The organism is Bradyrhizobium sp. HKCCYLRH3099, assembly GCF_051167855.1.
Taxonomy (GTDB): domain Bacteria; phylum Pseudomonadota; class Alphaproteobacteria; order Rhizobiales; family Xanthobacteraceae; genus Bradyrhizobium.
In genome coordinates, this window is sequence record NZ_JBNPTW010000001.1 from 288,167 (window position 1) to 301,755 (window position 13,589).

Annotated in this window: 13 protein-coding genes; 4 read left to right on the top strand and 9 right to left on the bottom strand. The window is 66.7% G+C overall.

From position 1 onward, the window contains the following. Positions 1-74: 74 nt before the first annotated feature. Together ACQR1Y_RS01375 and ACQR1Y_RS01380 are read left to right on the top strand one after the other, a co-directional pair. On the top strand, positions 75-941 hold the full coding sequence (locus ACQR1Y_RS01375; protein WP_434878181.1) for a LysR family transcriptional regulator: 867 nt from the start codon (positions 75-77) through the stop codon (positions 939-941). 50 nt (positions 942-991) lie between these two features. Further along, entirely contained in the window at positions 992-2,026 is a 1,035-nt protein-coding gene (locus tag ACQR1Y_RS01380; RefSeq protein WP_434878180.1) for a helix-turn-helix domain-containing protein, read from the top strand. Positions 2,027-2,045: 19 nt separating this feature from the next. Here ACQR1Y_RS01380 and ACQR1Y_RS01385 read toward each other — a convergent pair whose 3' ends face one another. From ACQR1Y_RS01385 to ACQR1Y_RS01395, 3 genes are read right to left on the bottom strand one after another with little or no spacing between them, the layout of a single operon-like run. Then, positions 2,046-3,482: a TIGR01777 family oxidoreductase gene (locus ACQR1Y_RS01385; RefSeq protein ID WP_434878179.1), complete on the bottom strand. Its 1,437-nt coding sequence runs from the start codon at positions 3,480-3,482 to the stop codon at positions 2,046-2,048. Continuing rightward, positions 3,479-4,138, bottom strand: coding sequence for a DUF4166 domain-containing protein (locus tag ACQR1Y_RS01390; RefSeq protein WP_434878178.1), 660 nt, complete (start codon positions 4,136-4,138; stop codon positions 3,479-3,481). Before ACQR1Y_RS01390 ends, ACQR1Y_RS01385 begins: the two co-directional genes overlap by 4 nt. 16 nt (positions 4,139-4,154) lie before the next feature. After that, positions 4,155-4,724, bottom strand: a complete 570-nt coding sequence (locus ACQR1Y_RS01395; RefSeq protein WP_434878177.1) for a GbsR/MarR family transcriptional regulator — start codon at positions 4,722-4,724, stop codon at positions 4,155-4,157. A 153-nt stretch (positions 4,725-4,877) separates the two neighbouring features. Here ACQR1Y_RS01395 and ACQR1Y_RS01400 point away from each other — a divergent pair, with 153 nt between their 5' ends. Then, entirely contained in the window at positions 4,878-5,687 is an 810-nt protein-coding gene (locus tag ACQR1Y_RS01400) for a class I SAM-dependent methyltransferase (protein ID WP_434878176.1), read from the top strand. Between the two features lie 24 nt (positions 5,688-5,711). Here ACQR1Y_RS01400 and ACQR1Y_RS01405 read toward each other — a convergent pair whose 3' ends face one another. The 6 genes from ACQR1Y_RS01405 to ACQR1Y_RS01430 form a co-directional block, all read right to left on the bottom strand. After that, the gene (locus ACQR1Y_RS01405; protein ID WP_434878175.1) at positions 5,712-5,963 is read right to left on the bottom strand and encodes a hypothetical protein; all 252 of its coding nucleotides are present in this window, start codon (positions 5,961-5,963) and stop codon (positions 5,712-5,714) included. Positions 5,964-6,036: 73 nt separating this feature from the next. Beyond that, entirely contained in the window at positions 6,037-6,339 is a 303-nt protein-coding gene (locus tag ACQR1Y_RS01410) for an acylphosphatase (protein WP_434878174.1), read from the bottom strand. Beyond that, positions 6,336-7,202, bottom strand: coding sequence for an isocitrate lyase/PEP mutase family protein (locus ACQR1Y_RS01415; protein WP_434878173.1), 867 nt, complete (start codon positions 7,200-7,202; stop codon positions 6,336-6,338). Before ACQR1Y_RS01415 ends, ACQR1Y_RS01410 begins: the two co-directional genes overlap by 4 nt. Before the next feature lie 107 nt (positions 7,203-7,309). Next, positions 7,310-9,325: an acetyl-CoA carboxylase biotin carboxylase subunit gene (locus ACQR1Y_RS01420; protein WP_434878172.1), complete on the bottom strand. Its 2,016-nt coding sequence runs from the start codon at positions 9,323-9,325 to the stop codon at positions 7,310-7,312. Positions 9,326-9,478: 153 nt separating this feature from the next. After that, the gene (locus ACQR1Y_RS01425; protein ID WP_434878171.1) at positions 9,479-9,685 is read right to left on the bottom strand and encodes a hypothetical protein; all 207 of its coding nucleotides are present in this window, start codon (positions 9,683-9,685) and stop codon (positions 9,479-9,481) included. A gap of 71 nt (positions 9,686-9,756) precedes the next feature. Continuing rightward, positions 9,757-10,881 carry a zinc-binding metallopeptidase family protein gene (locus ACQR1Y_RS01430; protein WP_434878170.1) on the bottom strand — a complete coding sequence of 375 codons (1,125 nt, stop codon included), beginning with the start codon at positions 10,879-10,881 and terminating at the stop codon, positions 9,757-9,759. Positions 10,882-11,107: 226 nt separating this feature from the next. Here ACQR1Y_RS01430 and ACQR1Y_RS01435 point away from each other — a divergent pair, with 226 nt between their 5' ends. Further along, complete coding sequence (locus ACQR1Y_RS01435) at positions 11,108-13,576, top strand: PAS domain-containing protein (RefSeq protein ID WP_434878169.1); 2,469 nt, start codon at positions 11,108-11,110, stop codon at positions 13,574-13,576. The last annotated feature ends 13 nt before the right edge of the window (positions 13,577-13,589 follow it).

The window sequence follows — 13,589 nt, forward strand, 5'->3', positions numbered from 1 at the left end:
CCGTCACCAAAGCTAGCCGCAGCCTTCTCATTTTGGTATCTTATCGTCATGGATATCAATGATAACGGTCGGATATGACGGCAACGCTCGATATCACCACCGTCCGCGCTTTCCTGCTGGTATCGGAGCTTAAGAGCTTCACCCGCGCGGCCGAGATTCTCGGCACCACGCAGGCCGCCGTCAGCCTGAAGCTGCAGCGCCTCGAGGCATTGCTCGGCAAGCGGCTCGTCGAGCGTTCACCGCGCGCCGTCCGGATCACGGCCGACGGCGCCACCTTCGCCGAGCACGCCGTGGCGCTCATCGCCGCGCACGACCTTGCGCTCAGGGGAAAGCCGGTCGAGCGGGCGCTTCTGTCGCTCGGAATCAGCGATCACGTCGCCGGTCCCGAACTGGTGCCGATGCTCGAACAGCTCCACAGGGCCACGGCAGATCTGGCGCTTTCGGTGAGCATCGCCTTCTCCCGCGACCTGCTCGACCGCTACGACGCCGGGCAGCTCGACGCCGTCATCGTGCGGCGCGAGGCGAGCCGCCGCGGCGGCGAGACGCTGATCACCGACGAATTCGGCTGGTTCGCGGCTCCACGCTTCCGTCTGCCGCCCGACGGCACCCTGCCGCTCGCGACACTGGCGCCGCCCTGCGGCGTGCGCAGCATCGCCGTCCGCGCGCTGGATCGCGCCAAGCTCGCCTTTCGCGAGACATTCGTCGGCGGCGGCGTCACGGCGGTCACGGCCGCGGCGCGCGCCGGCCTTGCGATTGCGCCGCTGGCCCGCCGCATCGCCCCGAGCGGACTGATCGACGTCGGACCGGACCTCGGACTGCCGCAACTCGGCCGCTCCAAGGTCGTTATCCATGCCAAGGTCGGCGACGCTGCCAAGCGGACCGCGTTGCGCACACTGGCCGCCGCCTTTCGGAGCGCTGCAATGTCGAATGAATTGACGTGACCGGGACGTAATGTAACATGCGTTAACAATCGGAGCTCAGGAGCAGCGGCTTGAACCGTCTCTTGACTGCAGCAGACCTCGTCGGCGCGGCCGATCCGAGCCCGGCGCCTCCCGGTCTCGAACCCCTCCATCGTCACACGCTGATCCGGACGTCCAATGCGGAGGTGTTGCGCGACCTCGCGGACCGGCAACTCGGCGCCGAGCGGGTGGACTTGCGGCACGCCGAGCGTTTCGAGACGATCGTCAATCTCATCGAGCTCGAAACCATCGGCCTCGGCTTCGGCACGTCGACCTGCGACATCGTCTCCGACCATCGGGCAGCCGACTTCATCAGGGTGCAGATCGCGCTGAAGGGGCGCGCCGTGAGTTGCGCCCGCGGCGAGGCGACCGACGTGAACGAGAATCAGTTTGCCGTGGCGCCCGCCGGCGTGCCCTGGCAGATGGCCTGTCAAAGCGGCCATCGCCGCCTGACCTTGCGCCTCGACCCGCAGGTGCTGCGGCAACGGCTGACCGCGCTGGCCGGCGCGCAGCCGCGGGCCGATTACGCGATTGATCCCGCCATCCCCGCCGCGGATCCGCAGGCCCGCAGCCTGATGCGGCTGCTGGATTTCCTCACCACCCAGCTCAACGAGCCGGGCGCCGTGTTCCCGGCCGCCGTCTACCGCGAGCTGGAGGACGCCGTGCACGTGGCGTTTCTCTGCGCCAGCCGGCATCGCTACCGCGACCTGCTGCTGGACCCCAGTCCGATGCCGGATTTCGGCCTCGTCAAGCGGCTGGAGGATTACATCGAAGCCAATTGGCGCGAACCGATCACGATCGAGCGGCTCGCCCGCGAAGCCGGCGTCAGCGCGCGCTCGATCTTTCGCCTGTTCGAGCGCGTGCGCGGCTATTCGCCGATGGCGTTCGCCAAATCCGTCCGGCTGCGCCGGGCGCACGAGATGCTGCGCTCGGGCGATCCGGCGGTCACGGTTGCCACCGCGGCCGCCGCCTGCAACTTCGCCAATGCCGGACATTTCGCCCGCTACTACCGCGCCACGTTCGGCGAGCTGCCGTCGGTGACCATGGCGCGGGCGGAGCGCAAATGACGGTTCGGGCACGACGGCCTCACAGGATGGATTCCAGCGCGCTGCGCAGGCTCTGGTGCCGGAACACGAAGCCGCTCGACAGCGCCTTGTTCGGCACCACGCGCTGCCCGCCGAGCAGCAGCTCCTCGGCAAAGTCGCCGCCGATCCGGCGCAGCAGCCCGGCCGGCACGCGCAGCAAGGCCGGCCGCCGCAGGCAGCGCGCGAGCTCGGCCGTGAAGGTGAGATTGCGCACCGGCAGCGGCGCCGTCGCGTTGACCGGGCCGGTGATGCCGTCGGTGGCGATCACATGGGCGATGAGCCGGATCAGATCGTCGCGCTCGATCCACGACATCCATTGCTGGCCGGAGCCGAGCGGACCGCCGAGCCCGAACTCGAACGGCGTCAGCATGCGCGCCAGAAAGCCGCCGTCACGGCCGACGACGAGGCCGATCCGCAGCAGCGCCACGCGGACGCCATGCGCCTGCGCGCAGGCAGCGCCCTGCTCCCAGGCCTCGCACAGCTCATGGCTGAAGCAGGCGTGCGACTTGGCCGATTCCGTCAGCGGCTGGTCCTGCCACAAACCATACCAGCCGATCGCCGAGCCGTTGACCAGCACCTTCGGCTTGCGGTCGAGCTGGCCGATCAGCGCAACGACGGCCTCCGTCATGGCGACCCGCGACTGCACGATCCTGTCGCGCTTCGCCGCGGTCCACGCGCCGTTGCCGATCGGCTCGCCCGCGAGATTGACGATCGCATCGATGCGGGTGTCGGAGGCGATCTGGTCGAGCGCGGTGACGAGCGTCAGCGGCGGCGGCAAGGCGGCCGCCTTGGCGGGGTCGCGAACCAGGGCGATCACGTGATGGCCGGCAGCCGTCAGGCTTGCCACCAGCCGCGCGCCGATGAAGCCGGTCGCGCCGGTGACGAGGATCGTCTGCGCCGGTGGCAACGCCCCAACCAGCGCGGCCGCATCGGGCTGTGTCATCCGCGAAAGCCGCTTCGCCGCCATGAAGTCACGCAGGCCGCACAGGCTGGCACCGACGGCAGCGGCCGCAGCGATCCAGCTCAACACTCCAGCATAAGCCGGCACGATCGCGGACGGCCGCATCGCCCAGTCGATCAACAGCGGCACCAGCAGCATCAGGATGGCGCCATAGTTGATCGCAAGCAGCGTGTGATTGATCCGCTCGCTCGGCGGCAGCTTGCGGGTCAGGTCCTCCTCGACGAAGTCCGTCAGCGTGATCGCGATCTCGGCGATCAGCACCGCCAGCACGAGAATAGCGAACAGCCCGTGCACCTCGGACCAGCCGAGAACGAGAAACAGCAGCCCATAGAGCAGATTGCGAATGCCATGCAGCCTGAGCTCGCCCTGCTGCGACGGCCGCCACGCCAGCCGCTCGGTGAACTCGTGGTGATAAAAGGTGTCGAACACCCCCATAAAGATCTGGATGGCGATCAGGGACCAGAGCAGCGGCGTCATGGTGAGGACTCCCGGAACGTGGCGCTCTGGCGGATGATCCGGCCGAAGCGCGGATGGACGATCTCCAGCGTGAAGCGGAAGCTTCCGCCGCCGAGATCGGAATGGGTGACAGTGAGATCGCCGGGCGTGAGCCAGGACGGCAGCCGCCAGCGCCGGCCGGCGAATGCAAGGGTGTAGCCGGCACTATGAAAAACGAGCGCGCCATCGCTCACGCAGACGCGCAGGCTCATGCTCAAACCCCAGCCGAGATATTCCTCGAGCCCGGTCGGCCCGGCGAAACGCTTGGCCGAGTGGATCACTTGAGGAAAACCATGCGGACGGCCGCAGATGCGCGTCCAAACCTGCCCGCCGCTCGCCGCATCTTCCGTGACCGCAACGATCATCGGCACGCCGGTCGCGGTCGAGGTCGGCAGTGGCCCGCCGATCAGCCGCGCGGCCTGCGCGAACCAGAAGCCGGCACGGCTCGTCCCGGCCTGATCGACCTCGCCGACATAGACCACCGTCGCGCCCTCGGCGAGGCGCTTGGAGAAGCGGCGCCAGATCGACACCGGCAACCGGCCCCAGTCTTCCGCCGACAGCAGCGCGCGAAAGCGGTGATCGTCGTGAAGCCTGGCATTGGAGGGCGCTGAAAGTCCGAGATGTCGGTGGCTCACCATGACGCCCTCCTCTGAACTAGTCGCTGCCGGACCGAGACCGTCCCGACGGCAGCAGGTTTGCGATCTTCTCGCCGAGCTTGATCAGCGCGACCAGACGCGGCCGCGGCACCCTCAGCATCTGCGCGTACCAGCGGTCGACCAGTTCGGTGAAAGCCAGCATGTCCTTCAGCCGTTTGCTCGCGACCGCGCTGATGGCGGGGTCCGCGGTCGCCTCCGCCACGCAGGCGCGCAGCGCAGCGATCGCGGGATCGATCTCGCGCTCCTTGCGCCCGGCGGCGATGCGCTGCGCCACCTCCCAGATGTCGGTCTCGGCCTCGAAATGATCGCGGCGGTCGCCCAAGATCGGCACGCGCCGGATCAGGTCCCAGGCGAGCAGCTCCTTCAGCGAATTGGAGACGTTGGAGCGCGCCATGCCGAGCGTCTCGGCAATGTCCTCCGCCGTCATCGGCTTCTCGGCGAGATACAAGAGGCCGTGGATCTGGCTCACCGAGCGGTTCACGCCCCATTGGTCGCCCATGTCGCCCCAGTTGAGGATGAAGCGCTCGACGGCGGCGGGCAGCTTCTTCTTGCCTGTAATTTCTGTCATGACAGAAATATCCGACTGATGGAGCTAAATGTCAAGAGCGTCCGTTCCGCTGAACCGGAGGGCCGCTTGGCAAGACGGACATGAAGGCGCAGACGTCCGCCGCTGACGATCGCGCCTGATCCTTCCCTGCCCGGTCTGGAACAGGAGTAAGCCATGACGGCATCCGACAAGGCCTTCACCGGCTCGATCCCGCAAATGTACGACGAACTACTGGTTCCCCTGATCTTCACGCCCTATGCGCAGGATCTCGCGCGACGCATCAAGACTCTCCAGCCGCGCGACGTGTTGGAAACCGCAGCGGGAACCGGCGTCGTCACCAGGGCGCTGGATGCCGAGCTGCCGCCGGAGGTGCGGATCACGGCGACCGACCTCAACGAGCCGATGCTGGCACAGGCCAAGACGCATCCCACTGACGCCCGCCGCGTCGCATTCCAGCAGGCCGATGCGCTGGCCCTGCCCTTTGCCGACGCGAGCTTCGATGTCGTCGCCTGCCAGTTCGGCGTGATGTTCTTCCCGGATCGCGTGAAGGGCTATGCCGAGGCGCGCCGCGTACTGAGGCCCGGGGGACGCTTCGTCTTCAACGTCTGGGACCGGATCGAGGACAATGAGTTCGCCCATGTCGTACACGACACACTGCAACAGGTGTTCTCGGACAATCCGCCCCAGTTCTTCACCCGCGCGCCACATGGCTATTTCGATCCAGTGAAGATCAGGGCCGACCTGAGCGAGGCCGGCTTCTCCGATATCATCGTCGAGCCACTGCCTCACCGCAGCCGTGCCGCCTCTGCGCAAGGGCCAGCCATCGCCTACTGCCAGGGCACACCGATGCGCGGCGAGATCGAAGCACGCGGCGCGCCGGGCCTTGCCGCTGTCACGCAAGCCGCCACCGAAGCGCTCGCACGCAGGTTCGGCGATGGTCCGATCGAAGGCCAGATTCAGGCGCTGGTCATCTCGGCCGCGTAGGCAGGCGATACCGCGCAATTCGCGTCAGGTCAGCCACCACCCGATCAAGATGAATGTGGCCCAGACTGCCGCTCCGCACAGGACAGCCCAGAGATCGCCGACCAGCAGGTGTCCAGTCGCATCCCGGCTGAGACCAAATCGACGGGCTTTGCGGCCTCCCCAGAATGGTCCAGTCCTGATACGTCCGAGTGAAGCGACGATCAGGACAGCGCGTCCTGTTACCAAGCTGACGGCAATCGCCACCTGCGCGATTGCATCAAACACCAGCTCGATCATCACCGGCGCCTCGGATGCCTGCAAAGGATGCGCCGCATGGGTTGGCTCCTCGACACCCGACAATCGTCGGCGGCTAGACGGTAGGCAGCACCGAAAACGGCTCGCCGGCGCGGCGGAGAGCGAGCTGCCCGATCGTCCCCGGCGTCTCGACGACCGCATCGACGCGCGCGGCAGGCGGTCCCTTGTGGCAGGCCGCGACCATGGCTGCGGCATCATCAGGCGGGCCGGCAAACACCGCCTCGACGCTGCCGTCGCTGCGGTTGCGGACCCAGCCTTCGAGGCCGTTCAGGATGGCCTGGTCCTCGACCCAGGCGCGATAGCCGACGCCCTGGACGCGGCCGCGCACGCTGACATGGACGATGACTCGATCGCTCATGATCCGAGCCCCAGCACGTCGCGCAGGCGCGCCTTCACATCGCCCTCGCGCATGACGCGAGACGTCAGCTCGGCCGACGGGAGACCCTTGAGCTGCTTCGGCGGGGTGCCATCACGCAAGGCCTTCAGCGTCTCGTACACAGCCTGCGTGGCCGCGGCGATCGGGGCATGGCCCTGCAGCGCGACGCGGACGCGGCGTGACGCGAGATAGCCGAGATCGGCCATCTCCTCCGGCGCGCCGCCGAGCACGATCGGCAGATTGGTGGCCGCAGCGATCGCATCGAGCTGATCACGGCTGCTGATCCCCGTGAAGAACAGCCCGTCGACGCCGCAGGCCTGATAGGCCCTGGCGCGCGCGATCGCGTCATCGAGCGAGGTGATGGAGACGGCGCCGGTGCGGCCGAGGACCACGAGCGAGGGATCGCCGCGGCCGTCGAGCGCGGCCTTCACCTTGCCGACACCTTCGGCGAGCGAGATCAGCTGCGGCTTGGCGGCGCCGAACGCCTGCGGCAGCAGCGTGTCCTCGATGGTCAGGCCGGCGGCGCCGGCGGCCTCCAGCTCCTGCACGGTGCGGCGGACGTTCATCGCGTTGCCGTAGCCGTGGTCGGCATCGACCAGCACCGGCAGCGCCGCGGCACGCGACATCCGCCGCATCTGCTCGGCAAGTTCGGTGAGGGTGATCAGCGCCATGTCGGGATCGCCGAGGATGGCCAGAGACGCGGCCGAGCCGCCGAACATGCCGAGTTCGAAGCCGAGGTCTTCGGCGATCCGGATCGAGATGGCGTCATAGACCGACCCTGGGTGAACGCAGCGGTCGCCGGCGAGGATTGTGCGAAGCGCCTCTCGACGCATACGAAAGGTCATTCCGGGCTCCTCTCTTGTCATTGCGAGGAGCGAAGCGACGAAGCAATCCAGAGTGACGGGCTGAGCCCTGGATTGCGTCGCTGCGCTCGCAATGACGCCGGTTAGACTTACGCGAACTCCAGGATCAGCGCGTCGACCGCCAGCGTCGCGCCGGCCGAGGCGTGGACCTTCTTCACCGTGCCGTCCTGCTCGGCACGCAGCACGTTCTGCATCTTCATGGCCTCGATCACGGCGAGCGTCTCGCCGGCCTTGACCTCCTGGCCTTCGGTCACGGCGATCGACACGACGAGACCGGGCATCGGGCAGAGCAGCTTCTTGCCGCTGTCGCCCGCGGTGACCACCGGCATCAGCCGTGCCGCTGCTGCTTCAGCTTCCGTGTAGACGTAGACCGGCGCTTCGACGCCCTGATGTGCGAGCCGCACGCCGTTCGGGATCGGGCGCGTCTGCACCGCAATCTCTGCGCCATCGATGGTGCCGTGCCAGACCGCATCGCCCGGCTTCCATTCGGAGACCAGCGCGTGCGAAGTGCCGACCTTGCCGTCGGCGCCGACGAAGCGGACCGTGATCGCGCCGTTGTCCCTGGCGATGTCGAGCAGGATCTCGTCACGGCCCAGCCACACCGCGCGGCGGCCCTGACGGGTCACCGGACGGCCGATCATCTGCTGCGAGATCTGCCGCTTGCGCTCGCCGAGCACGTGATCGATCGCAGCACCGACGGCGGCGAGCCGGCGCGCAATCTCGCCTTCCGGCGCACGCGCCGCAAAGCCCTTGGGAAACTCCTCGGCGATGAAGCCGGTCGACAGCCGGCCCTCGCGCCAGCGCGGATGGTTCATCAGCGCCGACAGGAATGGGATATTGTGACGGATGCCGTCGACATAGAACGCGTCGAGCGCAGTCGACTGCGCCTCGATGGCGGCGGCGCGCGACGGCGCGTGCGTCACCAGCTTGGCGATCATCGGATCGTAATAGATCGAGATCTCGCCGCCCTCCTGCACGCCGGTGTCGTTGCGCACGGTGATGCCATCAGCCTTGCTCTCAGCCGGTGGGCGATACTTCGTGAGGCGCCCGATCGAGGGCAGGAAGTTGCGGAACGGATCCTCGGCATAGACGCGCGACTCGACGGCCCAGCCAGTGAGCGTCACATCCTTCTGCGCCAGCGCGAGCTTTTCGCCGGCGGCGACGCGGATCATCTGCTCGACCAGATCGATGCCGGTGACGAGTTCGGTCACGGGATGCTCGACCTGCAGACGGGTGTTCATCTCCAGGAAATAGAAGCTCTTGTCCTGACCGGCGACGAACTCCACGGTGCCGGCGGAATCGTAGTTCACGGCCTTGGCGAGCGCGACCGCCTGCTCGCCCATCTTGCGCCGGGTCTCCTCGTCGAGCAGCGGCGACGGCGCCTCCTCGATGACCTTCTGGTTGCGGCGCTGGATCGAGCATTCGCGCTCGCCGAGATAGATCACGTTGCCATGCTTGTCGCCGAGCACCTGGATCTCGATGTGGCGCGGATCGACGATGAACTTCTCGATGAAGACGCGGTCGTCGCCGAACGACGCCTTGGCCTCGGCCTTCGCGAGGTTGAAGCCCTCGGCCACTTCGGCGGTCGAATGTGCGATGCGCATGCCCTTGCCGCCGCCGCCGGCGGAGGCCTTGATCATCACGGGGTAGCCGATCTCGTCGGCGATGCGCACCGCGTGCTTGTCGTCCTCGATGACGCCGAGGAAGCCCGGCACGGTCGAGACCTTGGCCTTGGCGGCCGCCTTCTTCGATTCGATCTTGTCGCCCATCGCCGCGATCGCGCCGGGATTGGGGCCGATGAAGACGATGCCGTTCTCCTGCAGCGCGCGCGGAAACGCCTCGCGCTCGGACAGGAAGCCGTAGCCGGGATGCACGGCCTGCGCGCCGGTCTTCTTGCAGGCCTCGACGATGCGGTCGATCAGCAGATAGCTCTCGGCGGCGGCGGGCGACCCGATCAGCACGGCATCATCGGCCATCTCGACATGCAGCGCATCGCGATCGGCTTCCGAATAGACCGCAACGGTCCTGATTCCCATGCGGCGGGCGGTCTTGATGACCCGGCAGGCGATCTCGCCGCGGTTCGCGATCAGAATGGTTTTGAACATGTTCTTGCTTGATACCTTTGGGCGGGCTCCCCGCTCGCGGCGAAGCAATGGACCGCGGGCTTGACCGGTTCGTCTATAGCAAAATCGCCCGCGCGCAACCCGCCTTGCGTCTGATCAAGTCGTCCTCCGAGGCATGCCAGTCGCGCTGTGCCGTCACCCGGAATAGCTGTGGAAACGTCCCCGCGCATAGGCGTGCGACACCGCCTTCATCAGCTCGGCGACCTCGGTCTCCAGATAATCATTCGCAACGATCAGCGCGCGAATGGTGCCCCTGAGATCACCACCGCAGGCTGCAATCGCCTGGTCCACGGCGGCCTCGAGCTGATCGTCCTCAGAGCTGGAGCGGACTTTGGTCGACATCGAAGGATCGCCATCGTAGACATCTGCAGTCGCTTTTGTTCACTTTATGTTCTTGAGAGTCAAGGCCGGGATCACACCGCCCCGACCTCCTCCTTCTGCACGGCCTGCGGCTTGTCCGGCGTCCGGCGCGCCGCGACGGTCTGCGCGCTCTGCCGCACGAGACCATGGATGAAACCAAGCTTTTCGATCACCGGCGGCGTCAGAATGAACGGATAGAGATCGCGCGCGCCCATCGCCCGGGCCACGCTGTTCATGGCAAAGGTGAACGGCAGCCAGGCATTGACGATGACGTCGAAATCATCGGCGACATAGGGATCGAAGGTGACGCGGGCCGTCAGCCCGCCGATCTGGTCGGCCGGCGGATCGATCTCGATGCCGAACTCGGAGGCCATCTCCAGCGTATCGACGATGTGCAGATAGTGTGCCCAGGTCTCGGCAAAGTCCTCCCAGGGATGGGTCGTCGCGTAGGCCGACACGAAATTGTCCTGCCAATTGGCCGGTGCCCCCTGCTCGTAATGACGCTTCAGCGCCTCGCCATAGTCCTGGCTGTCGTCGCCGAAAACGGCGCGGCATTGCTCGAGCCGGCCGGCATCGCGCACCAGCACGTCCCAGAAGTAATGCCCGACCTCGTGGCGGAAATGACCGAGCAGCGTCCGGTACGGCTCGTCCATCTCCAGACGGCGGCGCTCGCGCTCGATGTCGTCAGCCTCGGCCAGAGCGATCGTGATCAGCCCGTTGTCGTGGCCGGTCATGACCTTCTGCTGCCCGGCCGGATCATCGGCGAGGAAGTTGAAGATGAGGCCGTGTTGCGGGTCCTCGAGCCGCGTCTTCAAGGGCAGCTTCCAACGAATCAGGGAATAGAACAGCCGGTGCTTGGCCACCTCCAACTCGCGCCAGCTGACCAGCTGCGCAGGGTCGGACAAATTGGGAATGGTGCCATTATGCCGGCAGGCGCGGCAGAAGCCCGTGGTCTCGCCGGCTTCGAGCAGCCAATTGCAGACGTCGTGCTCGGCATTGGCGCAGAAGAACCGCCCCTCCCCGCCGTCGGCCAAGGTTCGAAAGCCTTCGCCCGCCGGCTCGATTGCCGAGAGCGTCTGGCGCTCCGGCATGAAGGCGAGCTGATGTCCGCAGCGCCCGCAGCTGCGATTCTCGAAATACAGGATATTCTTGCAGGCCTGACAGACGAAGAGCTTCACGGTATGGACCTACGCGTTGCGGTGTCTAGCGCCTGACGACGCATGACAGTAACAGTCCGTTCCGGGGCTGCGGAACTTTTTATCTGCCCCTACGTTTTCGTCACGCGGACGTTCGTCCGCCTCAATTGCTGGCCAGTTTGTTGTCATTGAACCCGATGTCGCCACGCTTCCGAACACCTGCGGTGAGATTTTCCGGCGACCGCTTGCCCTTCGAGTGCAGGTCAGCATGAACAGCGCGGATGCGCCCAGAGACGACGTTGTCCCGGATGCGACCGGCGCGGCCGAGCTGCGCCAGCACATCGAGGAGATCGCGCGCGACCGCGACCAGGCCTACCGGGCCCTTCAGGAGCGCGAGGGCGAGCTGGCGCGCATCCAGCGCATCGCGCGGGTCGGCGGCGTCGAGGTCGATCTCCGCGAGGGTTTTCGCAACCGCCGCTCCCCCGAATATCTGATCATTCACGGCCTGCCGCCCGAAGCCGCCAACGAGACCCACGAGGATTGGGTGAGGCGTGTCCACCCCGAGGACCGCGCCAAGGCCGAGCAGGACTTCATCGCGGCGGTGAAGAGCAAGCAGGAAGACTATACCACCGAATATCGCATCATTCGCCCGAGCGATGGCGAGACCCGCTGGATCCGCGTCATCGCCCGCATCGAGCGCGACTGGAACGGCCGCGCCATCCGGCTGGTCGGCGCGCATATCGACGTCACCGATCAGATGGATGCGCAAGCCAAGCTGCGCGAGAGCGAACAGCGCTTCCGCCTAATCGCCGACAGCGCGCCGGTGCCGATCTGGGTGACCAAGCTCGACCGCACCCGCTCCTTCGTCAATCGCGCCTATGTCGATTTCCTTGGGCTGCCGCATGACGAGGCGCTCGCCTTCGACTGGCGCAACGCGCTGCATCCGGACGACCTGCCGCGCATTCTCGGCCAGCAGCAATCGGGTGAGTGTTCGCTGAAGCCGTTCTTTCTCGAGGCGCGCTATCGCCGCGCCGACGGCGAATGGCGCTGGCTGCGCTCGGAATCGCAGCCGCGCTGGGATGCGAACGGCCAGCACATCGGCTTCATCGGCGTCGCCCACGACGTCACCGCCGCCAAGCAGGGCGAGATCGAGCTGCGCCGGATGAACGAGACGCTGGAGGAGCGCATCCGGGAGCGCACCGCACAGCTCGCCGCCAACGAGGCGCGTATGCGCGCCATCTTCGACACCAGCAACCAGTATCAGGCCATTCTCGACATCGAAGGCCGCATCACCCATGCCAACCGCATTGCCGTCATGGGCATGCGCGCCGGCGGCGTAGATGTCATCGGCCAGCCGCTCTGGGACGCGCCCTGGTTCACCTACACGACCGGCGTCAGCGAGATGCTGCGCACGGCGTTTGCGCGCGTGCTCGCCGGTGACAGTTTCCGCACCGAGGTCCGGCTCGAATTCGCCAACGGCGACCGGCATTTCGAGCTGTCGATGCGGCCGCTATTCGACCAGCATGAGACGATCATGGGTGCGGTGGCCGAGGCCGTCGACATCACCGAGCGCATCCAGGGCGAGGAGCTGTTGCGGCAGTCGCAGAAGATGGAGGCGGTCGGCCAGCTTACCGGCGGCGTGGCGCACGACTTCAACAACCTGCTCACCATCATACGGTCGGCCACCGACTTCCTGCGCCGCCGTGATCTCGCCGAGGAACGACGGCGGCGCTACGTCGATGCGATCTCCGAGACCGTCGAGCGCGCCTCCAAGCTGACCGGGCAATTGCTCGCCTTCGCGCGGCGGCAACCGCTGACGCCGCAGGTGTTCAATGTCGGCGAGCAGGTCGAAAGCGTGGTGCAGCTGATCCGCCCGCTGGTCGGCAGCCGCATTCATATAGAGCTGGCCGCCGAGGAAGCCAGCCTGTTCACCTTGGCCGACATCGCGCAATTCCAGACCGCCCTGATCAACCTCGCGGTGAATGCACGCGATGCCATGAACGGCGAAGGACGGCTGACGATCGGCGTGCAGCGGACGGACCAGATCCCGTCCTTGCGCGGCCAGGGCGCTCGCCCCGGCGCCTTCATCGCGATTTCGGTCACCGACACCGGCGCAGGCATCGCGCCGCAGAACATCAATGCGATCTTCGAGCCGTTCTTCACGACCAAGGAAGTCGGCAAGGGCACCGGCCTCGGCCTCAGCCAGGCCTTCGGCTTCGCCAAGCAGTCCGAGGGCGACATCGCCGTCGACAGCCGGCTCGGCCAGGGCGCGACCTTCACGATCTACCTGCCGCAGGCGGCGGCGCCGCAATCCGGTACTGATGCCGGCGCCGCGCGCGTCGAGCCCGCCACGATCGGCCGCGGCTACCGCGTGCTGGTGGTCGAGGACAATGACGAGGTCGGGCAGTTCTCGACCGAACTGCTGGAAGATCTCGGCTACGTCACGCGTCGCGTGTCGAACGGCCAGGATGCGCTGGCGATCCTCGCCGACAACGAATTCGCGGTCGATCTGGTGTTCTCAGACGTCATCATGCCAGGGATCAACGGCCTCGAGCTCGCCGGCATCATCCGCGATCGCTATCCCGGATTACCGGTCGTGCTCACCTCGGGCTACAGCCATGTGCTGGCGGAGAACGCCCATCACGGCTTCGAGCTGATCAAGAAGCCCTATTCGGTCGAGTCGCTGTCGCGCATCCTGCGCAAGGCGATGGCCGAGAAGGCGCCGCTGCCGCGCTAAGGCGGTCGCACGG

Excerpts from the sequence above, each read along its gene's own strand:
- ACQR1Y_RS01405 (WP_434878175.1), bottom strand. The coding sequence starts at position 5,963 with ATGATCGAGCTGGTGTTTGATGCAATCGCGCAGGTGGCGATTGCCGTC.
- ACQR1Y_RS01410 (WP_434878174.1), bottom strand. The coding sequence starts at position 6,339 with ATGAGCGATCGAGTCATCGTCCATGTCAGCGTGCGCGGCCGCGTCCAG.
- ACQR1Y_RS01395 (WP_434878177.1), bottom strand. The coding sequence starts at position 4,724 with ATGACAGAAATTACAGGCAAGAAGAAGCTGCCCGCCGCCGTCGAGCGC.
- ACQR1Y_RS01435 (WP_434878169.1), top strand. The coding sequence starts at position 11,108 with ATGAACAGCGCGGATGCGCCCAGAGACGACGTTGTCCCGGATGCGACC.
- ACQR1Y_RS01375 (WP_434878181.1), top strand. The coding sequence starts at position 75 with ATGACGGCAACGCTCGATATCACCACCGTCCGCGCTTTCCTGCTGGTA.
- ACQR1Y_RS01425 (WP_434878171.1), bottom strand. The coding sequence starts at position 9,685 with ATGTCGACCAAAGTCCGCTCCAGCTCTGAGGACGATCAGCTCGAGGCC.
- ACQR1Y_RS01390 (WP_434878178.1), bottom strand. The coding sequence starts at position 4,138 with ATGGTGAGCCACCGACATCTCGGACTTTCAGCGCCCTCCAATGCCAGG.
- ACQR1Y_RS01400 (WP_434878176.1), top strand. The coding sequence starts at position 4,878 with ATGACGGCATCCGACAAGGCCTTCACCGGCTCGATCCCGCAAATGTAC.
- ACQR1Y_RS01385 (WP_434878179.1), bottom strand. The coding sequence starts at position 3,482 with ATGACGCCGCTGCTCTGGTCCCTGATCGCCATCCAGATCTTTATGGGG.
- ACQR1Y_RS01420 (WP_434878172.1), bottom strand. The coding sequence starts at position 9,325 with ATGTTCAAAACCATTCTGATCGCGAACCGCGGCGAGATCGCCTGCCGG.
- ACQR1Y_RS01415 (WP_434878173.1), bottom strand. The coding sequence starts at position 7,202 with ATGACCTTTCGTATGCGTCGAGAGGCGCTTCGCACAATCCTCGCCGGC.